The organism is Paraburkholderia sp. J76 (genome assembly GCF_905220295.1).
Taxonomy (GTDB): Bacteria; Pseudomonadota; Gammaproteobacteria; order Burkholderiales; family Burkholderiaceae; genus Paraburkholderia.
The window spans coordinates 337,174-363,165 of sequence record NZ_CAJMZJ010000002.1 but is presented as its reverse complement, the minus strand read 5'-3'; the positions used below and the strand labels follow the sequence as shown (position 1 = coordinate 363,165).

Annotated in this window: 22 protein-coding genes; 13 read left to right on the top strand and 9 right to left on the bottom strand. The window is 63.7% G+C overall.

What is annotated here, in order from left to right:
- Positions 1-29 precede the first annotated feature (29 nt).
- Entirely contained in the window at positions 30-566 is a 537-nt protein-coding gene (locus U5768_RS05160) for a GNAT family N-acetyltransferase (protein WP_322029299.1), read from the bottom strand.
- A 16-nt stretch (positions 567-582) separates the two neighbouring features.
- The gene (locus U5768_RS05155; protein WP_322029298.1) at positions 583-1,155 is read right to left on the bottom strand and encodes an XRE family transcriptional regulator; all 573 of its coding nucleotides are present in this window, start codon (positions 1,153-1,155) and stop codon (positions 583-585) included.
- A gap of 315 nt (positions 1,156-1,470) precedes the next feature.
- On the opposite strand from U5768_RS05155, the gene U5768_RS05150 reads away from it, so the two are divergent.
- Positions 1,471-3,114, top strand: a complete 1,644-nt coding sequence (locus U5768_RS05150) for a methyl-accepting chemotaxis protein (protein WP_322029297.1) — start codon at positions 1,471-1,473, stop codon at positions 3,112-3,114.
- A gap of 4 nt (positions 3,115-3,118) precedes the next feature.
- On the opposite strand, the gene U5768_RS05145 is transcribed toward U5768_RS05150, so the two are convergent.
- Positions 3,119-3,847 (bottom strand): FadR/GntR family transcriptional regulator, encoded by a 729-nt coding sequence (locus tag U5768_RS05145; RefSeq protein WP_322029296.1) that lies wholly within the window; start codon positions 3,845-3,847, stop codon positions 3,119-3,121.
- 389 nt (positions 3,848-4,236) lie between these two features.
- On the opposite strand from U5768_RS05145, the gene U5768_RS05140 reads away from it, so the two are divergent.
- From U5768_RS05140 to U5768_RS05125, 4 genes are read left to right on the top strand one after another with little or no spacing between them, the layout of a single operon-like run.
- Positions 4,237-5,364, top strand: a complete 1,128-nt coding sequence (locus U5768_RS05140; RefSeq protein ID WP_322029295.1) for a sugar ABC transporter substrate-binding protein — start codon at positions 4,237-4,239, stop codon at positions 5,362-5,364.
- A gap of 44 nt (positions 5,365-5,408) precedes the next feature.
- Positions 5,409-7,004 (top strand): sugar ABC transporter ATP-binding protein, encoded by a 1,596-nt coding sequence (locus U5768_RS05135; RefSeq protein WP_322029294.1) that lies wholly within the window; start codon positions 5,409-5,411, stop codon positions 7,002-7,004.
- The gene (locus U5768_RS05130) at positions 7,001-7,981 is read left to right on the top strand and encodes an ABC transporter permease (RefSeq protein WP_322029293.1); all 981 of its coding nucleotides are present in this window, start codon (positions 7,001-7,003) and stop codon (positions 7,979-7,981) included. Before U5768_RS05135 ends, U5768_RS05130 begins: the two co-directional genes overlap by 4 nt.
- Complete coding sequence (locus U5768_RS05125) at positions 7,978-8,964, top strand: ABC transporter permease (protein WP_322029292.1); 987 nt, start codon at positions 7,978-7,980, stop codon at positions 8,962-8,964. The genes U5768_RS05130 and U5768_RS05125 overlap by 4 nt, the downstream gene beginning before the upstream one ends.
- Positions 8,965-9,108: 144 nt before the next feature.
- Here the strand turns inward: U5768_RS05125 and U5768_RS05120 are convergent, their stop codons facing one another.
- On the bottom strand, positions 9,109-10,506 hold the full coding sequence (locus U5768_RS05120; protein ID WP_322029291.1) for an MFS transporter: 1,398 nt from the start codon (positions 10,504-10,506) through the stop codon (positions 9,109-9,111).
- Between the two features lie 173 nt (positions 10,507-10,679).
- Between U5768_RS05120 and U5768_RS05115 the strand changes: the two genes are divergently transcribed.
- A complete protein-coding gene (locus U5768_RS05115; protein WP_322029290.1) occupies positions 10,680-10,979 on the top strand; it encodes a hypothetical protein in 300 nt (99 codons plus the stop codon).
- 3 nt (positions 10,980-10,982) lie between these two features.
- On the opposite strand, the gene U5768_RS05110 is transcribed toward U5768_RS05115, so the two are convergent.
- The 5 genes from U5768_RS05110 to U5768_RS05090 all read right to left on the bottom strand — a co-directional run bounded on the left by U5768_RS05110 (position 10,983) and on the right by U5768_RS05090 (position 16,731).
- Positions 10,983-13,286, bottom strand: coding sequence for a xanthine dehydrogenase family protein molybdopterin-binding subunit (locus tag U5768_RS05110; RefSeq protein ID WP_322029289.1), 2,304 nt, complete (start codon positions 13,284-13,286; stop codon positions 10,983-10,985).
- Positions 13,283-13,744 carry a (2Fe-2S)-binding protein gene (locus U5768_RS05105; RefSeq protein ID WP_322029288.1) on the bottom strand — a complete coding sequence of 154 codons (462 nt, stop codon included), beginning with the start codon at positions 13,742-13,744 and terminating at the stop codon, positions 13,283-13,285. Before U5768_RS05105 ends, U5768_RS05110 begins: the two co-directional genes overlap by 4 nt.
- Positions 13,741-15,060, bottom strand: a complete 1,320-nt coding sequence (locus tag U5768_RS05100; RefSeq protein WP_415913852.1) for a cytochrome c — start codon at positions 15,058-15,060, stop codon at positions 13,741-13,743. Before U5768_RS05100 ends, U5768_RS05105 begins: the two co-directional genes overlap by 4 nt.
- Positions 15,061-15,235: 175 nt before the next feature.
- Entirely contained in the window at positions 15,236-15,502 is a 267-nt protein-coding gene (locus tag U5768_RS05095) for a DUF4148 domain-containing protein (RefSeq protein WP_322029286.1), read from the bottom strand.
- A gap of 152 nt (positions 15,503-15,654) precedes the next feature.
- Positions 15,655-16,731 (bottom strand): GGDEF domain-containing protein, encoded by a 1,077-nt coding sequence (locus U5768_RS05090; protein ID WP_322029285.1) that lies wholly within the window; start codon positions 16,729-16,731, stop codon positions 15,655-15,657.
- A gap of 256 nt (positions 16,732-16,987) precedes the next feature.
- Here U5768_RS05090 and U5768_RS05085 point away from each other — a divergent pair, with 256 nt between their 5' ends.
- From U5768_RS05085 to U5768_RS05055, 7 genes are all read left to right on the top strand, one after another.
- Positions 16,988-18,265, top strand: a complete 1,278-nt coding sequence (locus U5768_RS05085; protein ID WP_322029284.1) for a serine hydrolase domain-containing protein — start codon at positions 16,988-16,990, stop codon at positions 18,263-18,265.
- Between the two features lie 471 nt (positions 18,266-18,736).
- Positions 18,737-19,690, top strand: a complete 954-nt coding sequence (locus U5768_RS05080) for a LysR family transcriptional regulator (RefSeq protein WP_322029283.1) — start codon at positions 18,737-18,739, stop codon at positions 19,688-19,690.
- Between the two features lie 457 nt (positions 19,691-20,147).
- Positions 20,148-21,260: a porin gene (locus tag U5768_RS05075; RefSeq protein WP_322029282.1), complete on the top strand. Its 1,113-nt coding sequence runs from the start codon at positions 20,148-20,150 to the stop codon at positions 21,258-21,260.
- A 162-nt stretch (positions 21,261-21,422) separates the two neighbouring features.
- Entirely contained in the window at positions 21,423-22,340 is a 918-nt protein-coding gene (locus U5768_RS05070; RefSeq protein WP_322029281.1) for a LysR family transcriptional regulator, read from the top strand.
- 227 nt (positions 22,341-22,567) lie between these two features.
- Positions 22,568-23,824 carry an aromatic acid/H+ symport family MFS transporter gene (locus U5768_RS05065; RefSeq protein ID WP_322029280.1) on the top strand — a complete coding sequence of 419 codons (1,257 nt, stop codon included), beginning with the start codon at positions 22,568-22,570 and terminating at the stop codon, positions 23,822-23,824.
- Positions 23,825-23,994: 170 nt separating this feature from the next.
- On the top strand, positions 23,995-24,225 hold the full coding sequence (locus U5768_RS05060; RefSeq protein WP_322029279.1) for a hypothetical protein: 231 nt from the start codon (positions 23,995-23,997) through the stop codon (positions 24,223-24,225).
- 493 nt (positions 24,226-24,718) lie between these two features.
- Entirely contained in the window at positions 24,719-25,909 is a 1,191-nt protein-coding gene (locus tag U5768_RS05055; protein ID WP_322029278.1) for an acetyl-CoA hydrolase/transferase family protein, read from the top strand.
- Positions 25,910-25,992: the final 83 nt, after the last annotated feature.

The following is a 25,992-nucleotide window of genomic DNA, read 5'->3' as shown; positions in this document are numbered from 1 at the left end:
CTGCGCCTCCCCTCTGCGCCTAAAAGGGACTAATTGCTCGCCAGTTGCTTGTGATAGAACGTGGTGCCGCAAAATGTTCCGTCGGGCATCAGCGCGTAATTCGGCACGGCGCCCACTCGTTCCCAACCCGCGCGCGCGTAGAGCCGTTCGGCTGCGCCGCCCGTCACCGTGTCGAGCACGAGTACCGTTTTTCCAGCCTCCCGCGCTGTTTCGTCGATCGCCAGCATGAGGCGCAGCCCCACGCCGTGGCCGCGCGCGGCACGATGCACGAGAACCTTCGCGACATCGGCGCGATGTGGCTGGTTTTCCGGTTGCGCCGTCACGAGCTGCGCCGTGCCGACAATGCGCTGCTGCGCGTCCACGGCTGCGAGCAGAATGCGTTCTCCGCGCCCTACGTCTTGCGCCACCGCGTGCCAGAACGCGAGTGCCGTCTCGCGTGAAATCGGCAACATGAAGCTCACTGAGGCGCCGCCCTCGACGCAATCGATGAGCACCTCCGCGAGCGCGGGCGCGCAGGCTTGCGCCTGTTCGGCGTTAAGGCGGCGTATGGTGATTGCTTCGCTCATGGGAATGCGGTTCCGGTTAGTTAGTGGTCCTGCAGAGCGCGACGACATAGCGTGCTGGTTCATCCGTGGGGTTGCGATAAACGATAGGGCAATCCAGGCGCATGGCGAGGCAGTCGCCGGTTTCGAGCCGCCACAGGCGCTCGCCAACGGTCATCTCCATCGTGCCTTCCATGATCCAGACCTGCTGATGGATTTCCGCGTCGCGCATGCTCGTGTCGTAGGCCACGCGCTGGCCGGGCGGGAAATGCACCTCCACCAACTGGATTGGCGACCACGCGGGCGGCGAGAGATTGCGCCGCACGTAGCCCGATTCGGGATCGGTCCAGACCGCCTGATCGCGGGCCGCGGCGTGCGGGGAAGGGGCTTGTTGCATGTCGTCGCCCGGCGCTTCGAAGAGCGATGCGAGCGCAACACCCAGGGCGGTGGCGAGCTTGTCGAGCACAACGGCGGTTGGGCTGCTTTCCCCGCGTTCGATGAGCGAAATGTTCGAGCGGCTGACCGAACTGCGCTCGGCCAACGCGTCGAGCGACCAGCCCTTGGCGTCTCGCAGTTCCCGCAGGCGACGGGCGATATGGGTGTGGATATCCATGGAATCCAGTTTAATGGATAAAAAAATCCAGTAAACTAGATTTTGTGATGCGGCGTAAAAAAGTTTATGCGCATCAAGTTTTGTTGCACTGCTGCGACATATGATGCTGTCCCCTTATTCCGTCTTGGCGAGACGCAAACGTTTGCGCGATCTCGCGCGCTCAAAACCTTGATTTACGTCAACTGAAGGCCGTCTCCCCGCTGTTAGCTTCCCGCTATCTCATAAAGACATCGAAGTGCGGTTGGGGGACGACATGACATCTCACGCAGCGACGCTGTCCCAACCATGTCGAGGCACTGAAGTGGAAGGAAGGCAATGCGTAATCTGACGATTCGAAAAGGGCTGTTGCTCGTGCTCTGCACGTTCGCGGCGATGCTGGGGGCGGGCGCAGCCGTAGGTGTCCTGATGATTGGGCGTGCCGACGATTCGGCGCGCTTCGTTCACGAAGTTGCGCGCCAGGATGCGCTCGCGCTCGCCTTGCGTGAGGACGCCGCGCTTGTGCAAACCGCACTGGCGCGAGCTTATCAAGCTGCGAAGGAGAACGGCGGCGCCGAAGCGCAAAAGCGCGCGCAGCAGGATGCGCGCGATCTCTTCGACCAGGCCGCGAAGCATACCGCCGCGCTGCGCGCGAGTGCACGGTTCGACACGGCGGCCGCCACGCAGTGCGACGCGTTGCTCGGCGCGTGGAGCATGCTCGCGGATTCGCTGCGTCGCGCGGCCACGGCGCTCGAAGTGGGCGACACGGCAACCTATGCCACGCTTGCCGCCGGCGAGGTCGCCGACGCGAACACGCGGTTTTCGGCGGCCGCGGCCGCTTTGCGCGCAAACGCCGATGCCGCCATGCGCGCGACGCTCGAGCGCGGCGAGCGCGACCACAACTGGGTCATGGCGATGGTGGCGGTGGGCCTGCTGGGCGCGCTGGCGCTCGTCGTCGCGACCCATATGGCGCTGCGCCGCCTCGTGACTACGCCGCTCAAGGAGGCGGTGGAAGTGCTGAACCAGATTGCTGCGAACGATCTCGCGGTCCGCATAGAAGGTGGCGGGCGCAACGAAATCGGTCAGTTGCTCGGCGCAATGCGGCGCATGCAGAGCGGCTTGAGCCACACGGTGCGCAGCGTGCGAACGAGTTGCGACGCGATCAACACGGGCGCACGCGAAATCGCGGCGGGCAATCTCGATCTGTCGAGCCGCACGGAACAGCAATCTGCGTCGCTCGAACAGACGGCGTCGAGCATGGAGCAATTGACGTCGAGCGTGCGCCAGAACGCGCAGCATGCGAATGACGCGAGCGCGCTCGCCACGGGCGCAGCGGACGTCGCGCAACGCGGCGGTCGCGTGGTCGAGCAGGTGATAGAGACGATGGAAGCGATCAGCCGCAGTTCGGGCAAGATCGCGGACATCACCGGCATCATCGACGGCATTGCGTTTCAGACCAATATTCTGGCGCTCAATGCTTCGGTCGAAGCCGCGCGCGCGGGCGAGCAGGGGCGCGGCTTCGCCGTCGTCGCGGGCGAGGTGCGCATGCTCGCGCAGCGCAGCGCCGCCGCGGCGCGGGAGATCAAGTCGCTGATCGACGCCTCGGTGCACGACGTGCGCAACGGCCGCACGCTCGTGGGCGAGGCGGGCGCGACGATGGCCGAGATCGTCGCTTCGGTGGACAAGGTGTCCGGCCTCATGAAGGAGATCGCGTCGGCCACCGTGGAGCAGAGCGCCGGCATCGAACAGGTCGAAACGGCGGTGAGCCAGATGGATCAGGTCACGCAGCAGAACGCGGCCCTCGTGGAAGAGGCGGCCGCTGCCGCGGAGTCGCTGGAACAGCAGGCGAGCCAGATGGCCGAAGCGGTCGCGACGTTCCGCGTGAGCGAGACGGCGGACACGCTGGTTGCGGCGCCGTTGACGATTTCAACCGCGCGCGAGGAAGGCGCGCTGCCCGCGCATGCGCTGGTAGCCGTCGCATGAGGTATTAACGCCAGGCCCGCGTGAACTCGCCGATCACGCGGGCGAGATGCGCCTGCATCGCCGCACGCGCAGCGCTCGCGTCGCGCGCCATGATCGCCGAAAAAATTCGCTGATGGTCCTCCTGCGAAGCGGCGCGCAACGCGGGCGTATGGAAATGCTCCTCGATCTTTTTCCATAACGGGTCGGCGCGCGAGTTGTCCCACATCGCGCCCACCACGTTCCGCAGCATGTCGTTTCCTGTTGCGCCCGCAATCGCCAGATGGAATTCGCGGTCGGCTGCCTCGTTCGCGGCCTTGTCGTCCATGTTCTCGCGCATTGCGCGCAACGCGGCGAAAATACGGTCGAGATCCGAGTCTTTTCGTTCGGTCGCGGCGAGCGCCGCGATTCCGCTTTCGATCACTTCCCGCGCGCGCAACGTTTCTATCGGGCCCGGTCCGCGCGGCAGGTCGAACGCGATGGAGCGCGACTCGGTCGTCCCGGCTACATAGATGCCAGAGCCCACGCGCACCTCGACCACGCCTTGCACCTCCAGCGCGATGATCGCTTCTCTCACCTGTGTGCGGCTCACGCCGAAGCGTTCGGCGAGCGTGCGCTCGGAAGGCAGGCGGGCGCGCGGACCGAAGTCGCCCGCTGCGATCAGGTCGTAGATCTGTTTCGCGAGCCCGACGTAAGAACGATCGGCCGCGTCCGCATCGGCGGGGCGAGCGGCAGGCGTGTGCGAAAGATCGGCCATGCGGGATTCTCGAAAGCGTCGAAGCCGGCGGGCAGCGGCTGAAGTTCGGCAGAATGGTACACCAGTTGCCGCGTCGCCGCGCACAGAGGCGGCGCGGGTTTCGCCGGATTTCCCGCCAATCGGGCTGGGCGCCGGCCCCCACTGGTAAACCACTATCGCGCGCGGATTGGTATGCCAGTACTGTCAGGCGGGGTGGCGTTCACGCATGCCCGCCGTTTTGCTTCGAGGGGACGCCTTTGAAGAAGTCATTGCACTGGTTCGGTGTCCGAACCGGTCCCGCTGCAGCACATTCAGCAAGATTCCCCGCGTTACGCACACGGTGTCGGCCATTCACGACGAGTACGGTGCGCCGCTACCGGTAAGTTCTATCCGATACAAAGGAGACAAACATGCTTTCAGGAATCCAGGTGCTTCGAGCGGCGGCGACCGCGGCAATGGCGCTGTGCGCAAGCTCGGTTTTCGCGCAGGCATCGATCGTTTCCGGGCCGTCCAGCGACCCAACGTGCATGGTCCCCTGGAAGACCGATACGAAATTCATCAAATATCCCAAGAAAAACGGACCTTACCGCATTGCGCTCGTGAACGGCTATATTGCGAACACCTGGCGCATCCAGATGATCAAGACGGCCAAGGCCTATACGGCGCAACCGGCCGTCGCCGCCAAACTCAAGGAATTCAAGGTCGTTTCGACGGGCGAAGACGTGCCCGCGCAAATCTCGGCCGTGAACAATTTCATCGACGCCGGTTATGACGCGATCATCGTGGATGCGCAGAATCCCGCTTCGTTCGGCCCCGCGATCCGCCGCGCGAAGAAAGCTGGCGTCGTGCTGGTCGCGTTCGACAACACGCTCGACAGCGAAGACGCGATCAACGTGGACGTCGACCAGTACGGGCTTGGCGTGCTGTGGGCCAAGTGGCTCGCGAGCCATCTGCCGAACGGCGGCAAGGTGCTCGAAGTGCGCGGCGTGGCGGGCACCTCGGTCGACACCGACCGGCACAATGGCTTCACGAAAACGCTGGACGACACCGGCAAGAAGTGGAACGTCGTGCAGGTCTACGGCAAGTGGGACGACGCGGTCGCGCAGAAGGCCACCGCCGATGCGATTGCCGTGCAAGGCCATTTCGACGGCATCTCGGCGCAGGGCGGCGACACGGGCGTCGTGCGCGCGATGATCGATGCGAAACATCCGTTCGTGCCGTTCGGCGGCGAGACGGAAAACGGCTTTCGCAAGTTCTGCGCGCAATATGGCGGCCAGGGCTTGAAGTGCACGTCGGCGGGCAGCGGACCCGCGCAAGTGGCCGTGGCGATCAAGACGGCGCTCGCGGCGCTCGATGGCCAGACGGTTCCCGTCGCGATCAAGCTGCCGCTCGACGTCACCGACGACTCGAAGCTGAAGTCAGGCGCCAATTATTTCCCGGGCGAGTCTGACAACTTTTTCGTGGGCAATTCGTTTCCCACTTGCGGCATCAATTTCTCCGCGCAGGAAATCATGAAGCAGAGCCAGGGCAACCAGTGAACGCGTATTGGCGCGATTGCCTGTGACGTGACGGGAGACGAAGCATGCAGCAGGGCGCGGAGCAGCCGTTCTTTCAGATGTCCGGGGTGTCGAAAAGCTACGGCGGCGCCGTCGCGCTGGATCAGGCGGAGCTTGCGGTGCGCAGGGGCCGCATTCACACGATTCTCGGCGAGAACGGCGCGGGCAAGTCCACGCTGCTCAAGGTGATGTCCGGCGTGGTGCAGCCGGACGAGGGCGTGATGCATCTCGACGGCCGCGAGGTGTCGTTCGCCTCGCCGGCACAGGCGAACGCGGCGGGCATCGTCTGCGTGTATCAGGAGTTGTCGCTGATTCCCGACCTGAGCGTGGCCGACAACATCTTCGCTTCGAACCCGCCGCGCCGCTTCGGCATGATCGACCGCCGGGCGCAGCGCCGCCAGGCCGCGGAAGCGCTTGCCCGCGCGGGCGCGGCCGATATCAACCCGCTCGCGAAAGTGCGCGATTTGCCGCTGTCGCGCCAGCAGATGGTCGAGCTTGCGAAGGGCCTGGCGCACGAACCGCGCATTCTGATTCTCGACGAGGCCACCTCTGCATTGACCGCCGCCGACGTGGCGCGCGTGATCGAGGTGCTTAAACGCCTGCGCGCGGAGGGACTGGCGATCCTGTTCATTTCGCACCGCATGCACGAGGTGAAGGCGCTCGCGGACGAATGCACCGTCTACCGCAACGGCCGCCATGTGAAAAGCTTCGAGGCGGGTACATGCTCCGATAATGAGGTCATCGAAATGATGATCGGCCGGAAATACCAGCACGCTTTCCCCGATAAACCGGCGGAAAAGCACGTGAAAGCGCCGATTCTCGCGTGTCACGATCTCGCGTGGAGCGACACGCTGCGCGGCATCAGCTTTGCGCTGCAGCCCGGTGAAATTCTCGGGCTGGGAGGACTCGACGGGCAAGGGCAGCGCGAACTGCTGCTCGCGCTGTTCGGCGTGCTGCGCGGTTGCGCGGGCAAGATCGAGATCGACGGCAAGGCGGTGTCGATCGGCAGCCCCGTTGCCGCGCGGGCGAAGGGAATCGGCATGGCGCTGATACCGGAGGACCGCAAGACCGAAGGCCTGATGCTGCCGATGTCGGTGCGCGAAAACCTCTCGTTTGCCGCGCTCGATCGCATGTCCACGGCGGGCGTGATCGATCGCGATCGCCAGAAGTCGTTCGTAGACCGAATGATGGAGCTTCTCGCGATCAAGTCGCACGGCGTGGACGCGCCGGTGGGGTCGCTCTCGGGCGGCAACCAGCAGAAGGTGGTGATCGCGAAGTGGCTGATCCGCAAGCCCAGAATCCTGCTTCTCAGCGACCCGACGCGCGGCATCGACGTGGGCACCAAGCAGGAGCTTTATCAGCTACTCAGGCGCCTTGCCGACGAAGGCGCCGCGATCCTGTTCTATTCGACCGACTATGACGAACTGATCGGCTGCTGCGACCGCGTGCTCGTGCTGTACGAAGGCAGGATCAAGAAGGAGCTGGTCGGGCCGGCGATCACGGAGCAGAACCTGATCGCCAGCGCACTGGATCTACCGGTTGGACAACTCGGGCAACTCGGGCAAGTCGGGCAACCCGGACAACGCGCGCCGGTTTCGCCTTCGAAGGGAGCCGCGCCATGAGCGGATTGCGTTACTGGTATGCGGAAAATCGCGGAACGGCGTTTGCGTTCGGCCTGTTCGTGCTGATGTTCGCCATTTATCTGTTCAACTATCCGTCGAATTTATCGGCGAACGTGTTTCAGACCGCGGCGAACAAGGCGGTGCTGCTCGCGCTGGTGTCGATGGGCCAGGCGCTCGTCGTGCTCACGGCCGGCATCGATCTTTCGATCGGCATGATGCTCGTCCTGACGAACTGCATTGGCTCGTGGATCGTCACGGGCGACGCGCTGCACAGCGCGCTCGGCATCGTGGGCGTGCTCGCGGCGGGCGCGCTGTGCGGCGCACTCAATGGCGTGATCATCATTTTCGGCCGTTTGCAGCCGATCGTGACGACGATCGCGACGGGCGCCGTCTACTACGGCATCGCGCTGCTGCTGCGCCCCGTTCCCGGCGGAACGATCAACGACGATCTCGCCGACGCACTGACCGGCAAGGTCGCGGGCGTCGTGCCGGCGAGCCTGCTGATCCTGATCGCGGCGGTGATAATCGTCTGGATTCCTTTCAAACGCTCGGCGGTGGGACGCGCGGCGTATGCGACCGGATCGTCCGAACCCGCGGCCTTTCTCTCCGGCATGCCGATTCGCCGCGCCAAATTCGCGAGCTATACGCTGGCGGGCCTGCTTGCCGCAATTGGCGGCCTTTTTCTGACCTTCTTCACGGACACCGGCGAAGCGAGCCTGGGCAGCGCCAATTCGTACACGCTCTTTTCGATTGCGGCCGTGGTGATCGGCGGCGTGTCGCTGCTCGGCGGCAAGGGCAGTGCGATTGGCGCAATTTTCGGCGCATTCGCGTTCCGTTCCATCGGCGATCTGCTGTTTGTGTTCAATGTCGACGCGCTGTGGCAGCCGCTGTTTCAAGGCGTGATTCTTTTGCTGGCGGTCGCGATTGGCGCATGCGGGCTGTTCAGGGTGCGCAACCGTCTGGAGTGGTTCCAATGAGCGGCGTTTCGGCAAGCACCCGCACGACCTTCGTGTCGAGGCTCACGCGCAGGATCGACAAGCCGATCGCGATCTCGTTCGGCTGCATCGTTGCGCTGCTGCTCGTCGGCGGGATGTATTCGCGCAACTTCACGTCGCCGGAGTACATTCTGCTGCAACTGAAGGTCGGCGCGTTTCTCGGCATTATCGCGACTGGGCTCATGATGGTGATCCTGCTTGGCCACATAGACCTGTCTTTGCCGTGGACGATCACGGTCGGCGCGATGATGGCGTGCGCGATGGCGGGGCATGGCGAACTCGGCCAGATTCTCGCGATTCCGGTCGGGATCGGTTGCGGCGTGCTGATCGGCATCGTCAACGGGATTCTCGTCGCACTCCTGCGCATTCCTTCGATGATCGCGACGCTCGCGACCAACGCGGTCGCGCAGGGCATCATGATCGTCTACACGGGCGGATCGTCGCCGCAGGATTCCGCGCCGCACGTCATGCGCTGGCTTGCGGCGGGCTGGCTCGTACCGGGCGTGCCGAACGCCGTCGCGCTGTGGGTGGTGATCGGGGCCGCGACGATGTTCCTGCTCTCGCGCACGACCTTCGGCCGCACGCTGTACGCAATCGGCAACACCGAGCGCGCCGCGTATCTTTCCGGCATCGATACGCGGCGCGTGACCGTGGCCGCGTTCGCCGTGTGCAGTGCATTCGCTGCGTTCGGCGGCGTGCTGCTCGCCGGTTATGCGTCGAAGGCCGCGCAGTCGATGGGCGACGCATATCTGCTGCCCGCGATTGCCGCGGTCGTGCTCGGCGGCACCTCCATTCTGGGCGGGCGCGGCTCGTACCTCGGAACCGTGGCCGGCGCGATTCTCATCACGCTGCTGCAGTCGATTCTCTCGGTCGCGCAAATGCCGGAGGCGGGACGGCAAATCATCTACGGCGTGGTAATTGCGGCGATGCTGCTGCTGTATGGTCGCAGCAAGCGGGACGTGTGAGCGGCGCGGCGAGCCTGCGTGCTGCCCGCCTCGTTTGACCGCGCCGATGTGCGCGGTATTGCATCCTGGACGCCGGGAAGACGAGCCGCGCAACGGTAAGCATCGTTTTGACCGAAAGAACGAAAGTCGGGAACCGGAATCGCACTAGCGTCGCGCAAGGATATGCGCGCCCGCGCTGCGCGGCAGCAGCACGCTGTCTACCACGCCCAGCGCCGCGAGCGCCGTGATGAACCAGAACGCGAGGTGGAAGTCGGCGGCGCCGGCCGTTCCGGCGTGCGTGCCGCGCAGCGCCTCGGCAATCGAAAGCGCCAGCGCGCCCACCGCGATTCCCATGCCGGCGTTCATCTGTTGCAAAACGGAGAACAGCGTCGTCGCGTCGCGCATCTGCGGCTGGGGCACATCGGCGAAACCGATGGTGTTCAGTGCGGTGAACTGCATGGAGCGTACGAGGCCGCTGAAAAACAGCAACGCCGCCACGATCACGCGCGGCGTGTCCGCGCCGAGCAGCGTGAAGCCCGCGAAACCGAGCGCGACGAGCGTGCCGTTGACAATCAGAACGGTTCGGAATCCGAATCGGTTCATGACCCACGTGGTGCCCGGTTTCATGCACAGGTTGCCGGCAAAGAGCCACAGCAGCAGCGCGCCCGACGCCACGGCGCTCCATCCGAATGCGACCTGGAACATCAGCGGCAGCAGAAACGGCGCCGTGCCGATGGCCGTGCGAAACAGCGAGCCGCCGAACACGGTCACGCGAAACGTGTTGATCTTCACGGGTGCGAGGTCAAACAGCGGATGCGGCACGCGCCGCAGATGCACGACCGCCGCCGCCAATAGCGCGCCGCCCGCTACGCACGTGCCGATCGACACGAATGCGGCGACGTCGGAGCGGCTCGCCATCTCGATGCCGCTCATGACGAACGCGAAGCCAAGGCCGCTCAGCACGAAGCCGACGGTGTCGAAGCGGCGCGGTTGCGTATGCTCGTCGCGCAGAAGCAGCAGCGCGGCCACGAGCGCGGCCACGCCGAGCGGCAGATTGAGCAGGAAAATCCAGTGCCAGCTCCAGTGCGTGCTGATCCAGCCGCCGAGCGGCGGCCCGAGAATCGGCGCGACCAGCGCGGGCCACGTGAGGATGGCGATGGCCCGCACGATCTCGTGCTTGGGCGTGTCGCGCAGCACGACGAGGCGGCCCACCGGCACCATCATCGCGCCGCCCAGCCCTTGCAGCACGCGCGCGGCGGTGAAGGCGAAGAGACCGTTGCTCATCGCGCACAGCAGCGAAGCCACGCTGAACACCGCGATGGCCGTGGCGAAGACGCGCCGCGCGCCAAAACGCTCGGCGAACCAGCCGCTCACGGGAATGAACATCGTCAGTGCGACGAGATACGCGGAAACGCCAATCGAGAGATAGGCGGGCGCGGTGTGAAAGTCGCGCGCGATGATGGGCAGCGACGTGGTGATGACCGTGGCGTCGAGGTTCTCCATGAAGAACGTTGCGGCCACAAGGAATGCGACGGCGGTGCGGCGATCGAGGGCGGGCGGCATCAGGCTTATTCGTGGATATTGCTGGGTGTAATTCTTTCTCTGCGGCGAGAGTCGGCGCGCCGTGTCCCTCATTCTACTGAAGTTGGCATACCCGCTTTGTCATGCGCGCTGGCACGTTCCCTGCGTCAACGAATTGGACCATGCGATATTCATCGCAAAGGGAGGTCGAAACGATGAGCCATCAGTCCGAGAAGCCCGAACAGCCCGAAGACGCAGCGGACCCGCGCGGCACGGATTTGTCCCGGCCGTTTGGGGATGCCGTGCCCGCCCCGACAGAGCCGGGTCTCGATCAACCATTGCCGCCAAAAACGCCCGATTTGCCCGCGGATCCGCCCGCGCAGGAGGGGGACGAAAGCGCTGACGAGTCCGATGCTGCGCCGCAGAACGATATTTCCAAACCGCTTGGCGACGCGGTGCCTACGCCGGTCGAGCCCGGCCAGGACCAGCCGCTGCCGCCGAAAAAGCACGAATAAGAATCAGGCTTTTAGCGCATTCCGCGACTTAGGCCCGAGCAGCGGCAAGTCGCGGATTCTCACCCCGGTCGCGTCGGCGATTGCGTTTGCGAGCGCCGCCGCGGCCGGTCCTTGCGCCGCTTCGCCCACGCCGAGAAACGGCAGTCCGGGGCGGTCGATCAGCAGAACTTCCACGCGTCTGGGCACGGAGGCAAAGCGCATGATCGGGTAAGTGCTCCAGTCGAAGCTCGTAATGCGTTCACGGTCGAAATGCGTTTCTTCGTACAGCGTCCAGCTCGTAGACTGCAAAATGCCGCCTTCGACCTGGTTGCGTACGCCGTCCGGATTCACGATCTGTCCGCAGTCGATGGCCGCGACCACGCGCTCGATATGCACTTCGCCGGTGTCGCGCAAAACGGTTATGTCCATTGCGAGAGCGAGATACGCCATCAGGTTCTTGTATTGGGCGAAGGCAAAGCCGGTGCCTTTTGCGCGCGAGTCGGGATGCGTTGCACGCACGGTGCTCGCGGTATGCGATTGCCAGCCGGATCGATCGACCACCGCGTGAATGACGGCCTGGGCGCGCGGATCGTCGAGATGCTTCAGGCGGAACGCGACTGGGTCCGCCTGCGCGGCGCTCGCAAGTTCGTCGATAAAGCTCTCGATAGCGAACACGTTCATGTGCGCGCCGAGCGAGCGCATGGCCGAAACGCGTATCGGCATGTCGGGCAGGAAGTGGTGTTGCACGTGCACGCCCGGCACGCGGTAGAGCGGGATGCTGTTGCGGTCTCCGCCGCCTTCGGGCATGGGAATCGGCTTGGGCGGCGCGGGCGTGAACGGTTGCGCCAGCAGTTGCGCGGGCAACAGTCGTCCCGCATTCTCAATGCGATTGTTATGGGTGTTGCTCCATAGTTCGTATTGCCAGGCAATGATCGAACCGCCGGCGTCGAGCGACGCGCTCACATCCACGGTCATTGCCGGTCCGAACGGCTCCCAACTGTGCTCCTGCTCGCGCATGAACTGTACGCGCACGGGGCGGCCGGGCAGTTCGCGCGCGATGAGCGCGGCGTCGCCCGCGGCGTCGTCCGCGCCGTTGTGTCCGTAGCAGCCCGAACCTTCCACGTGCACGCAACGCACGTTCTCGCGCGGCATGCCGAGCATCTCCGCAATGCCGGAGCGCAGCGGGTAGACGCCTTGTGTATGGGTCCAGACCGTCATGACGCCGTTGTCGAGCTGCGCGAGCGCGCACGAAGGCCCGATCGAACCGTGTGTCAAATAGGGCTTCGAATAGCGGGCTTTCAATGTTGCCGCGGGCGAGCCTGCGGGCGCGCGCTGATCGGCCACGACGATTTCCTGCGCGGGCAGGCTCATGAGATACGCGTGAATAGTTTCCGGGTCGGGCAGTGGCGGACCTGGCTGCCACTGCGCCGCGAGCGCGAGTTCGCGCATGGCGACGATGGCGCGCCATTCGTCGTCGGCGACCACGGCCAGGTAATCGCCGTTGCGTACGACCTTGACGACGCCCGGCAGCGCCGCCACGCGCGCGCTATCGACGGAAATGAGGCGCGCGCCATAAGAGGGCGGTCTCACGACGCGCGCATGCAGCATTCCGGCTGGCCGCATGTCCTGAACGTAGCTCGCGCCGCCCGTTACCTTGCCCGGAATATCCACGCGCGGCAGCGGGTGGCCGATCACTTCGTATTTTGCCGGCGGCTTTTTCGCGGCGTCGGGCTGCGCGTCCTGGTGGAGATTCGCGTGCTGCACCGCTTCGCCATAGGTCACGCGCCTGCCGTCGGCAGCGATAATCGCGCCGTCGCGCGTGACGAGCGCGGAGGCATCGACGCCTAGCTGCAACGCCGCGCTCGCCACGAGCAGCGTGCGCACCTGGGCCGCCGCGTTGAGGATGGCCGTGCCGCTGTCCGCCATGGTGTGGCTGCCCGCCGTGTAGCCCTCGTTTGGCGTGGCCGCCGTGTCGGCGGTAATCAACTCGATCGCATGGGGCGCGAGGTCGAGTTCTTCGGCGGCGAGTTGCAAAAGCGCCGTGCGAACGCCGGTGCCCAGTTCCACCTTGCCCGTGAACACGCTCACGTGACCGTCGGGTTCGACCTTGATCCAGGCGTCAAGCGATGGCGTGGTCTTGAGGCTGCCCGGCAGTTTCGGGGCGCGCGCGGTGAACGAGCCCGCTTCGGTGGTGGTTTGCGCGAGCGCGGCTATGCCCGGCACGATGGCGAAGCTCACCACCAGCGAGCCGCCCACGAGGAAACGGCGGCGGCCGGCGTCTTCCGGGCCGATGCCGTCGAACGAGGAGGACGAGGGAACGCGGTTCATGACTTCGCGCCCGTCGCCGCTTGCCGTATCGCCGCGAGAATGCGCATGTGCGTTCCGCAGCGGCACAAATTGGGCTGCATATAGCGGCGAATCTCGTCGTCGGTGGCGCGCGGCGTGCGCTCCAAAAGGGTTTGCGCGCGCATGATCATGCCGGCGATGCAGTAGCCGCATTGCGCGGCTTGCTGGTCGATAAAAGCCTGTTGCAGCGGCCCAGGATGATCCGCGCTGCCCAGTCCTTCGACGGTACGCACGGGCCGCTCGCCGACAGCCACGACCGGCAGCAGGCAAGAGAACACCGGCTCGCCGCCCACGCTCACCGTGCACGCGCCGCACTGGCCGAGCCCGCAGCCGAACTTCGCGCCGTTGAGCCGAAGCTGGTTGCGCAGCACATAGAGCAGCGGCGTGGAAGGATCGGCATCGACGGTATGGCTGACGCCGTTGACGTTAAGCGTAATCATCGTGATGGGCTTTCCTTGCGAAAACGCGCGACGGCCCCCGCATCGAGCGAGGGCCACGAACCGAGCGCGGTGAAGCGCGTGCGCGTGTAGTTGGCAAGCTCGGCGATCTGCGCGTCCGTGAAGGTGCCGGCGAACGGCGGCATGAAAGGCGCGGCGTCGCTTTCGTGCCAGTCGATGCCATCGAGCATGAGGCGCACCATGTTGCGCGGGCTGTCTGCGTTGACGGCGGTCGAGAGCGACAGCGATGGACGATAGCCGTCGAGCGACATCGCCGCGCCTTCGCTGTGGCACGACGCGCAGGCCGCGGCGAAGAGGGTGCCGCCTGCGGCGCGCGCGGTCGTGATCGGCATACCGGCGGCAGCGGGCGGCACGGGGGCGTTCGGCGCGGACTGCAGCGTCAGCAGATAGGCGGCGATGGCTTCTACGTCCTCGGGCGAGGCGTCGGCGAGCGAGCGTGTCACCGTGCGCATTGGACCCGCTGCCGCGCCGTGCTCGCTTGCGTAGCCCGTGCGCAGATAACTGGTTAGTTGTGCTTGTGTCCAGGGTTTTGGGCGTGCCGCGATGTCGGTCAGCGCAGGCGCGTCCCAGCCCTCCAGTGTGCCGCCCTGCAACGCGTGGTCGTTGCGCTCGGCGCCGAGACGGTTCAGCGGCGTGTGGCACGCGCCGCAATGACCGAGGCTTTCGACGAAATAGCGCCCGCGCGCGACTTGCGGCGTTTGCATGGCGGAAGTCGCCGAAGGCGTGGAAGACGTAGAGGAGATGGAAGGTTCAGAGGGCAGGTAGAGCCGATTCCACACGGCTATCAACGGCCGAAACCCCAACGGAAAAATCAGCGCATTGCGCGGCGCACGCGCGTCGACGCTCGCCCGGCTCATCAGCCATGCATAGAGCGCGGCGATATCGGCGTCGCTCATGTGGGTGAAATGCGGATACGGAAACGCGGGATAGAGCAGATGGCCGTCGCGCGACACGCCGCGCCGCATGGCGCGCGTGAATGCGTCGAGCGACCAGTCGCCAATGCCGGTGTCCTTGTCCGGGGTGATGTTGGTCGAGTAGATCACGCCGAAGGGCGTGTGCAACGGAAGGCCGCCCGCGAGCGGCTCACCATCTCTCGCGGTATGGCACGTGATGCAGTTGCCAATTGCCGCGAGCTTCGCGCCGCGCGCGATGGCCTGGGCCTCGCCCGCGGGCGGCGAGGGCGCGGCCACTGGCGAGAGGTCTCGCTCCCAGGCGCGTGCAACGTGGCCGCCCTGTGCGGCGACGAGAGCAAGAAACACGGCGGTCACGCTCGCTATCCGTACCCGCCTGCCTTTCATCGAGCCTCCAGAGCCGGGCGTCACGCATCGTCACGACTGGAATACGCCGTTCGAGCGGGCGCATGGAGCGTGCCTGGTTCACCGATTCGCGCGACCGCCAAAAATGCAACCAGCCCGCCATCGCAACACACTGCGATGACGGGCTGGCGGGAACGGCTTGTTCAGCGAGGCAAACTTACTGCGCCGCTTGACCTGCCTGCGACGAACCGTTGTTCACGCCGCCGACTGCGCTGTTTTGCGCAGCGACGCGAGCCTCGGCGGCTTGAGCGTTCGCCGGATATTCGTAAGGATTCGAGCGCGCCGGATTGAAGCCGGCCTTTTCGACCTGAATCATGTCTGCACGGACTTGCGCGCGCGTTACCGGCTGGTTCGACTGAGCGAATACGGCAACGGGTGCGGCGAGGGCAGCAGCGATAACAACGGCTTTGACGAGCGATTTCATGGCATAACCTCCGGGATTTACTTTCTTCTTTAGCTGCCTACGGGGTTGTTTGCAGCAGGTGAAGCCAGTCTAGGAGGTGCGACTATCAGGGTAAATACCTAATAAACGAATTCACTGTTTCCATCGACAGAACAATACTGGCATGGCCGGGCTCAAACCATGCTGGGCGCGACGCCGACCGTATCGACGAATTCCGTTTTTCCCATGCCGCGCGATTTGGCGCGGTACATGGCGCTGTCTACGGCCCGCATCAAGGTTCGCGCGTCGAGCGAGCGGCTGCCGGTGCCTTCCGTGAGCAGGCACACGCCGATGCTGCACGACACAGTCACGGGATAACCGCCCACGGTGCGCATGTTGGCAAGAATCGCGTGGATGCTGTTGGCGACGGTGATCGCATCGTTCTTGTCGTAGACGTGGCGGGCCAGCACCACGAATTCGTCGCCGCCCAGGCGTGCGAGCGTATCGCCGCGACGCATACGGCGCACGAGCGCGCCGGCGAAGCTGCGCAGCAACTCGTCGCCCACGGCGTGACCGAAGGAGTCGTTCACTTCCTTGAAACCGTCGAGATCGACGAGCAGCATGGCGGTGCGATCGAGTTCGCCCACGCGCGTAAAGAGCGTGCGCCCGATGGCCTGTTCGAGCCGCACGCGATTGTAGAGCCCGGTGAGCGGATCGGTCGATGCCTGGCGCTCCAGCCGGTGGACGAGCACCGCCAGATAAATGGACGTCGCCACAATGCTGAGCGCGATGCCGAGCGCCGCCGTGATATTGGCGCGCCACCACGGCTGCCAGTGCATCAGGCCCATGATGCCGACGAGCGCCACGACACAGGAAAGGCCCAGCATGCGCTGGCCATAGCGGCAACCCGCGCCGACTAGAAACCAGAACGCCACCCACAGCAGCGGTAGCGCAGCGGTGCCGCCCACGGCCAGCGCGGCGGCGACGATCGCCTGATCGGCGACCGTGGAGAGCGTGAGCCGCACGAGCGAGCGCTCCGGCGCGACAGTTACCGCCACATACGTGACGACGCCGAACGCCACATAAGCGGTGATCGCCAGAAGCGTCGCGTAGATGTGGGTCGAACGATAGATCGTGCAGGCCACGAGGTAAGCGAGAAGCACGAGGGACCCGAGCGTAATGCGCAGTACGGCCTGCTCTTTTTCGGGGTCTTTCGGAAATGCGCGAAACAACGCCTTCCCGGGCCAGGAATGTGTTTCCGTTTCGCCCATGGCTGCCACCCCCGCTGCAATGCTGTATTTTGTCGCCCGGTAGTGTACCCCACACATATTGCATGTCGAGGCGCTAAAAATACGAAATTCACCGCGTATTCCCCCGATGCGGATTGCATGAGCCACAAGCGTCCGGTGAAGGCGCAATGTAACGCGGCATGACGCAAGTTCGCGCCGGATGACCGATACTGTGGCGCGCATCGCGTGCAATCCATCGGTTCGGGATACGCCCGGTCAATCCATCAAAGGAGGCGTCATGGGTAGGGAAGGTCAGGAAAAGCAGGGCATGTCGTATGAGCGTCTCGCGCGCATCGAACGTTTTCTCGACGAGAACTACGTCGCCCCCGGCACGCTCGCCGGCACCGTCACGCAAGTGTGGCGGCATGGCGAACTCGCGTTGAACTCGGTGCTCGGTCTCGCAGATCACGAACGGCAAACGCCGATGGCCGAGGACTCGATTTTCCGCATCTACTCGATGACCAAGCCTATTACGTCGGTGGCGATCATGATGCTGGTCGAGGAGTGCAAGATCGCGCTCGACGACCCGGTCAGCAAATACATTCCCGCGTGGGAAAAGCTGGCGGTGTACGCGGGCGGTTTCATGGAAAGCTTCCAGACGCGTGCGAGCGCGCGTCCGATGCGCGTGGTCGACCTGTTGCGCCATACCTCCGGCCTGACCTACGGGTTCCAGCAGAACACCAATGTCGATGCGGCGTACCGGAAGCTGAAGCTGGGCGACATCGCGACCACGGGTACGCTCGACGAAATGGTCGAAAAGCTCGCCACGCTGCCGCTTGAATTTTCGCCGGGCGATGCCTGGAATTATTCGGTTTCCACGGACGTGCTCGGCTATCTCGTCGGCAAGGTTAGCGGGATGGCCTTCGAGGACTTTCTGAAAACGCGGATTTTCGACCCGCTCGGCATGGTCGATACGGCGTTCTACGTGCCGCAAGAGAAGGTGCCGCGCTTGTGCGCGTGTTACGCCATCGGCGCGCTCGGCTCGAAGACTGTTTCGGCAAAAGGCCCCGTCTTGCAGGACGATCCGCAAACGAGCCCTTATCGCGAGCCGCCTTCGTTTGTATCGGGCGGCGGCGGCCTGGTTTCCACGGCGGCGGACTACATGCGTTTTTCGCGCATGCTGCTGCGGGGCGGCGAACTGGACGGCGTGCGACTGCTGGGGCCGAAGACCATCGCGCTGATGACCGCGAACCATCTTCCTGGCGGCGTGGACCTGCCGCGTTTGTCGCGCTCGATGTTCACCGAAGCGGCCTACGAAGGCGTTGGCTTCGGGCTCGGTTTTGCCACGACGATTGCGCCTGCGTCGACGCTCATTCCGGGCAGCGCGGGCGACTTCTTCTGGGGCGGCGCGGCTAGCACCTTCTTCTGGGTCGATCCGCGCGAGGACATGATCGTGCTGTTCCTCACCCAGCTACTGCCTTCGACCGCGTATCCGATTCGCCGCCAGTTGCGCACGCTCGTTTATAGCGCGATTACGGAGTGCGGCGCTGGTGGAGGACAAAAGGGATGGAAATGAAAAAAGTGGGCTTATATCGATACTAGAACAACCTTTAAACCTACCATCGCGTCCTCACGGAATGAGGCTGAATTGCCATTCACGATAGCTTCTCGCGTTCTGAAATCCTTTTTCGTCTACGCCAAATCCCGCTTTCTTCAGCGGGCTGGGTTGCATGCACGCGATCGGACTTCTCTCCGCGAGGCGGATCTCAGTCACTGGACGACCAGAGCAAGCGCCTTGTCGCGATGATTTCGGGTTTCGTTGTTCGTAACGAAGACGCGCCACTGGCGCAAGAGGGAAGCGCCTGGCACGAGCCCGAGGTCGCTCGCTCTACCACGTCGCGCTGGGGCACGTGTTAAACTTCGCACGCGGCGAAATCGAACGTTTGTAAGGTAAAGCGCAGGCGGTCGAAGGCCGGTATGAAAGACCTCGAACACGCGCTCTGCGATACGTAGCGCCATACCTGGAAATACGCGTTTCATTTGTCAGATGGATAGGTTGCATTCCATGCGCGTATTCGCGCGCGTTGCCGATATGGGCAGCTTTACCGCCGCCGCGCAGCACTTCGACATGACGACTGCCGCCGTGTCACGCGCTGTGGCGAGTCTGGAAACGCATCTTCAGGCTCGGTTGCTCAATCGCAGCACGCGGCGCGTAGTGTTGACAGAAGCCGGCGAGCGTTATCTACGGCGCTGCGAGCAGATTCTCGCTTACATCGACCAGGCGGAAGCTGAGGCCGGCAACGCGCAGGCGCTGCCGTCGGGACGGCTGCGCGTGCATGCCACAACGGGCTTCGGACAGGCTTACCTAGTGCCCGCCGTCGTGCAGTATCAGCAACGCCATCGCTCGGTTTCGGTCGAATTGACGCTATCCCAGCATGTACCCGATCTTCTCGACGAAGGCTATGACGTCTCGCTGCAACTGAGCGCTACGGATCTGCCCGATTCCGGGCTCATCTCGCACGCGCTGGGCACCCTGCACAGCGTGCTCTGCGCCGCGCCCGCGTATTTGCGTGAGCGCGGCACCCCTCACAGCGTTGCGGAACTCGCGGGACATGATTGTCTGCAACTCTTTACGCCGGTGTTCCCACGCGACAAATGGCGACTGGAAGGACCGCACGGAGTCGAAACGTTCGAATTGCCGCCGGCCACCTTACAGGTGAACGTCGCTGAGGCATTGGGGGGCGCAATGCGGGAGGGCGTCGGCATAGGCGCGCTGCCCATGTCGACGGCGTTGCCCGCCATGCGCAGCGGCTCGCTGCTGCGGGTGCTGCCGGAGTATCGGCTTCAGACGCTCACCGTGTATGTGATGTACGCATCGCGGCAATTTCTCGATGCAAAGATCAGAACCTTCGTCGACTTCCTCAAGGAAAGCATTCCTGAGGTGCTTGCCGCCGATGAGGCCGCGCTTAGCGCACCGGGGTATTGCACGGAAATCACCTGACGCCGCAACGGATGCTTCATCCCCGCACGGCACTCAGCCCCGGGGTCCGTGCGAGCGCTCCTTCCACTATTCCCGAAGCGGGTTGTCGCCTGCTCCCCGAAGTACGGAACGTTTCGATCGGCGTCGTTGACCCTCGCGTTTTCGATTGCTCTAATCGACGGAAATGACGCGGACCGGAACATTTGAATTTTGTTCCGGAATATCCGCCCCGGGAAGGACCGGTCATTTCTAGATTATTTGATTAGAAATCCTATTTGTATTTCAGATCGCGGACAACTGCAATGCAGGCGTTCGCGCGCATTCGAGCGGAGGTTCTACACCAGACTGCAACGGCTTGTGCTCCCGTGCTACGGGTTTGGAGCAATCGCGATGGAACCGGAAGCCCTCGCATAGGGGATTTCCGGTTCGATGGCGTCAACGAAAAGAACAAAACGATATCTATATCAAGGAGGTAGACATGGGTTCGTACGGCGTATTCAGGTTCGCGGTCAAGCGAATTGCCGTGCTGGTGGCTGTATCGTCGCTGCCGGTCACTGTGTGGGCGCAGTCAAACGTGACGCTGTATGGCGTGCTAGACGCAGGCCTGATTTATACGAACAAGTCGTTCGATCCGGCCACGGGGAAAAATGGCGGCAAGCAGTTCGAGATGATCAGCAGCGGGTTGGAGCCTTCCGTGTTCGGCTTGAGCGGGCAGGAGGATTTGGGAGGCGGCGTGAGGGCGAAGTTCAAGCTGGAAAGCGGCATCAGTCTCGCCAACGGTGGCTTCGACAACACCAACGGCGGCCTGTTCGGCCGTCAGGCATGGGTCTCCCTCGCAAGCAATGTTGGCGAATTGAAGGCCGGTCTGCAGTTCTCGCCGTTCATTCTCGCGCTCTATGATTCCGATCCGCGCAGTATGGCGCAATTCGGGAGCAACATCTCTGTCTATGCCAACAACACCTTCACGGGGACGTTCGTTTCGAACGCGATCAGCTATACCTCGCCGAAGATCGTAGGGTTTACCGCGAGCCTCATGTATGCACTCGGCGGGGTGCCGGGTGATTTCAACGCCGGGCGCCAGTATTCCGCGAGCTTAAAGTACGAGGGCGCGGGGCTGCTGGTTAACGCGGCAGTCTACGACGCCAGCGCGGGCAACGATGCGACCTTGGGCAACTCGCTGTTCGAGGTACCGCTGATCGCGAAGAGCTTTGGTCTGGGCTACACCATCTCGTCCTTTACGGTGAAGGGCTCGTACACTAACTACAAGGCGCCGGAGACTACGCTCAATGGTCTCGTGGGTGGAGGCGATCACGACGTCTGGAATCTCGGCTTCAATTATTTCGTTACGCCGACGCTTAACGTCAATTCGGGCGTCTGGTACCTGCGAGACCCGCACGACTCGAGCACGCACGGGCTGCTTTTCGCGTTGGGCACACAGTATTCGATATCGAAGCGCACCTCCTTGTACGCACAATTTGGCGTGACGAACAACCACGGCAGGTCCACGCTCGGTCTCGACGTGGACGGCGCGATGCAAGGGGTCGAAGGCACGACGGTCGGCGGTGGGATAGGCATCCTCCACAGGTTCTAGTTGCGATGCTTGACAATGACGCATCAGGCCGACACGATGGCTCGCTTCACCGGGGTCTTCGGGCTCCACGGTACGAGGAATTGACGGCGCCCGAAGCCCGGCTTAGTCTCGAAGGTGAGTCCGGCCGACCTGCGCGCTGGGCGGTTAGGATGGAACCTCACCATGACCGAGTTAAGTGTTCACAATCTGACGCGCCGTGTCGATCTCTTTACGCTCAAACTGTTTCTCACCGTAGTTGAAGAGCAGCAGATGCGGCGCGCGGCGTTGAGGGAGAACATTACGCCGTCTGCGGCGACGCGGCGGTTACAGGAGCTGGAGGAGGTTGCGGGCGTCGATCTTTTCGACCGTCTCCCGGGCGGCATGACCCCGACTCCGGCCGGCGATGTACTCGCGCGTCACGTGCGTCTCCTGTTCGCGAATCTGGACGTCATGCGCCGCGAGATGGCCGAATTCTCCCAGGGCGTACGCGGGCAGGTGATCATCAGCAGCACGAGCACGATCATCGTGCAGTTTCTCGCGCGTGAGATCGCCGAATTCGCGCGGGATTTTCCCCTCGTCGATATCGAGTTGCAGGAAGACGCGAATGCGAACGTCGTGCACGCCGCGGCGTCCGGCAAAGCCGATGTGGCGATGTTTTACGCCACCGATGATATCCGCAGTGAATCGCTGGACATCGTGGAGTTCCGGACCGACCGGCTCGTTGCGATCGTGCCGCGTACCCACGCGCTGGCTGGGCGCGCGAGCATAACGACGCGGGATCTCCTCGAAGAGGACCTGATCGGCATTGCGCCGCATACGTCGATGATGACGCAGTTGCGCAACGCCGCTTCCGCGCTCGGCGGCGAACTGCGCGTCAAATTCCGGGTGAACACGATCGAGGTGGCGCGGAGTCTCGTCAAGGCGGGGCTGGGTGTGACGATCCAGCCGGAAAGCATGCTGCCCACCGAGGACTTCAACAAGGTGGTCCTTGTGGCGCTCGACGAGCCTTGGGCGCTACGCCGGCTCTGTATAGGGACGAAGCGCGGCGAGTCGCCGAGCGCCGCAGCGCGTGCGTTCATTGCGCGGTTGACGGATCTCTAGCAGGCGGCGCAGCTTTTCTTGACTGTGCTTCTCAACGCGCAATTCGAAATCTGGAAAGCGCCGGTTCGAAATCCGTCACTTGGTCGGGCGATTTCGTCTCCCTATAGTGGGGCGGCCTACAACCATTAAAGCCCGATGGCCGGCGCGGCCGTCAAAGGCAAGGAGACAACGTGAGCGATTCGTCAGTGCAAACCGGAAGACGTTTATTAGTAGTGCTACTTTGCTTCATGACCATTGCCGTCGATGGTTACGATCTGATCGTCTACGGTGCGACCGTTCCGCGCCTGTTGGCGGAACCCGGCTGGGGACTCGACGCAAGGGGCGTTGGCATGATCGGTAGCTGGACGCTGGCGGGGCTGATGGTGGGCCTCGTCGGCGCCGGCCCGCTTGCGGACCGCATCGGCCGTCGCAGGCTCATTATGTTGGGCGTGCTGTGGTTTTCCGCCGGTGCGCTCTTCTGCGCGCTCGCGCGTATGCCGTTCGACTTTGGCGTGGCACGGTTCGCGACCGGCGTAGGGCTGGGCGGCGTGGTGCCGTCGTCGGTAGCGCTCTGCGTCGAGTACGCGCCACGCAATCGCCGGCAGATCTACAACGCGCTTGCGCTTACGGGCTACGCAGTTGGCGGCGTGATCTGCGCGCTGCTCGCCATCGCACTGCTCGAAAGCCACGGATGGCGCATTCTCTACGCCGTGGGTGCGCTTTACGTTCTGATCCTGCCGGCGATGTATTTCCTCTTGCCCGAGTCCATCAATTACCTCGTCGATCGCGGCCGCACTGATGAGGCGCGTGCACTGGCGTACCGCTATGCCGTCGACTTCGAGCAGGTTCTGCAGGAACAATCGCTTGCGCCACATTCGCATACGGCCGTCCCTCGCGTGCGCGGCCTAAGGCTCATGATGTCGTCGGAATGGCGTACGGCGGTGCTGTTGTTTGCGCTGATGGCCTTCTGTGTGCAACTGGTCGTCTATGGGCTCAATGTATGGCTGCCACTATTGATGCGCAAAGCCGGCTATCCGTTGGGCTCTTCGCTGCAGTTTCTGCTGGTGATGCAATTCGGCGCGGTGTCGGGCAACCTGTTCGGCGCATGGCTGGCCGACCGCGTCGGATCGAGGAAGGTTCTGATTCCGTTCTTCCTCGTCTGCGGGCTGTCCTTGCTCGTGCTGAGTCAGAAGCCGCCCTACGTATGGTTGATGCTCGGTGTGTTCGGTGCAGGACTGGGTTCCATTGGGTCCACTACGCTCAGCTATGGTTATATCGCCGCCTACTTCCCCTCGTCGTGCAGGGCCTCGGCCATCGGCATCGCACAGGGCCTGGGACGTATTGGGTCGATTCTGGGACCGATGGTCGGCAGTTGGATCATCGGTGCGAAGTTGGGGGCGCAATGGAACTTCTATGCATTCGCGGTGCCTGCGGTGCTGGCGGCCGTAGTTGTCGCGCAGATTCAGGAGACAGCGCCATCGCGAATGTCTTATGCGGACGTCTGACTTGCGTGGGCTTGGGGTGCAATTACCGGCAGTGGGAAGCGCCCCGTGCTCCTTTCGAAGTACGGAACGGCTGCGCGAACAGCATTGACGTTGGCAGGTGGCAAATCGCACGATGAACCCATCAACGAACCTGCGGTTTTGGCAGGGTGGTGGAGAGCAGGGAGACGTAGATGGAAACGGTTCGAATGTCATTGCGCGAGGTCGTGGAGCGTTGGCTGATGCCTGGCCACGCGGTGCCGTTCCGGGTTCGCCCGCTGCGCAATGCGGGGCGTGGCCGCTGTGTTCGGGTAGAGGCGCGTGCACCGCGCGGCGATATCACCATTTGCTTCTTCAGACATGAAGATGGTATATGGCGAGTTTTCCCGCCGTTGCCGCGCCGTCTGACGATGCGCGTGGCGTGAGCGGCGCGATCGTCAATCCGTTCGCACTTTGCCTTGCGATTCTCGCGGCGGTTCGCCGTGTGACCCGTGCTCGGCGATCAGGAACTCGCGCTCGAAATCGGCGTTCCTGTTCCGACCGCGTCGCAGTTCGACGATCTGCATTACTCGCCCACGCGGAGCAAGTAGCGGCTTGCCGAGCCTTTTGACGTCTCCGTGCGCGCTGACGGAATCTCTGGATGGCCGAATCGGCGGTCTGGCCGAAGTACGGAACGACCGTCGAGACCGCGTTGACGCTCGCGTCGACCGATGATGCAATGGTCGCGACACTACTCCGGATCGATCTAAATAAATCGGATTCCTGTGTAATTACTCGCTGTACCGCGCCCTCCAATTCCCCGCACGCATGAAACAAGACGAATTCTCGCCTCTGGAATCCTCGATAGAGGCTGGCGCTTCGGAATCGACGGCCCACGTCCCTGACCTGTCCGGCCTGATCTGTCCTGGCGACACTGTGATGTGGGGCCAGTCCCACGCCGAGCCTGTGACGCTCATGCGTGCATTGGTGGCGCAGCGCGAGCGGCTACGGCGTGTCCGTCTCTTTCTCGGCATCGGTCTTGCCGATGTGCTTGAGCCGGAGCACTCAGACGCGTTCGACTTTCTCGCATATTGCGGCAGCGGCACGAATCGCAAGCTCGCCCGCGCCGGCGTGCTCGACATTCTTCCTGCGCATTACTCGCAACTGCCGGCGATGATAGGCGGCGGCACATTGCGTATTGACGTTGTGATGCTGCAGGTTTCGCCGCCCGACGAACACGGCCGCTACAGCCTCGGGTTAGCGCGCGAATATCTCACCGAAGCCGTGAAGCATGCGCGCACCATCATCGCGGAAGTGCATCCGGATGTCCCTTGGACCTATGGCGGTCCTTGGCTCCAGGCCGCCGATATCGATCTGCTCGTAGCATCCCGCTCGTCGTTTGCCGATCTACCCGTTTCGGCACCGGGCCAGACCGAGCAGGCTATCGGCCGGCACGTCGCGACGCTCGTGGAGGACGGCGCGACGCTGCAGACGGGGATCGGCGCGGTTCCGGACGCCGTACTGGCGCAGTTGCGCGACCGGCGCGATCTTGGCGTCCACACGGGCAGCATCGGCGACGGCATTGCTGCGCTGTGCGAGGCAGGCGTCGTCACGAATGCGAGAAAGACAATCGACGCCGGCATCACGGTAGGCGGCGTCATCATCGGTTCGGAGCGCATACGCCGGTTCGCGCACCGCAACGCCGCGCTTGAACTACGCGGCACCGAATACACGCACAACCCTGCGGTGCTCGGCAGGATCGAGCGCTTTGTTGCTATCAACTCGGCAGTCGAAGTCGACCTGACCGGCCAGGTGAATGCCGAGATGGTGGCGGGTACCTACGTGGGAGCCGTTGGCGGTGTAGGCGATTTTTTGCGTGCGGCGCAGTCGAGCCCCGGCGGCGTGCCTATCGTGGCGCTGCCTTCGCAGGCGGGTGCGCACAGCCGCATCGTCTCGCGCGTTTCGGGACCCGTGACCGTACCGCGAAGCGACGCCTGCGTGATCGTCACCGAATACGGCGTGGCGGACCTGCGCGGCCTGTCGCTCGCGCAACGTGTCCCGAGAATGATTGCCATCGCACATCCCGCTCATCGCGAGCGCCTTGAGCAGGAGTCGCGCATGAATCGATAAGCGGTGACAGGAGGAATAACAGCGGCGCGCCGGAACATATAACAAGACCACGCCGAACCGGGCCGCAACATGGAGATCTGGAG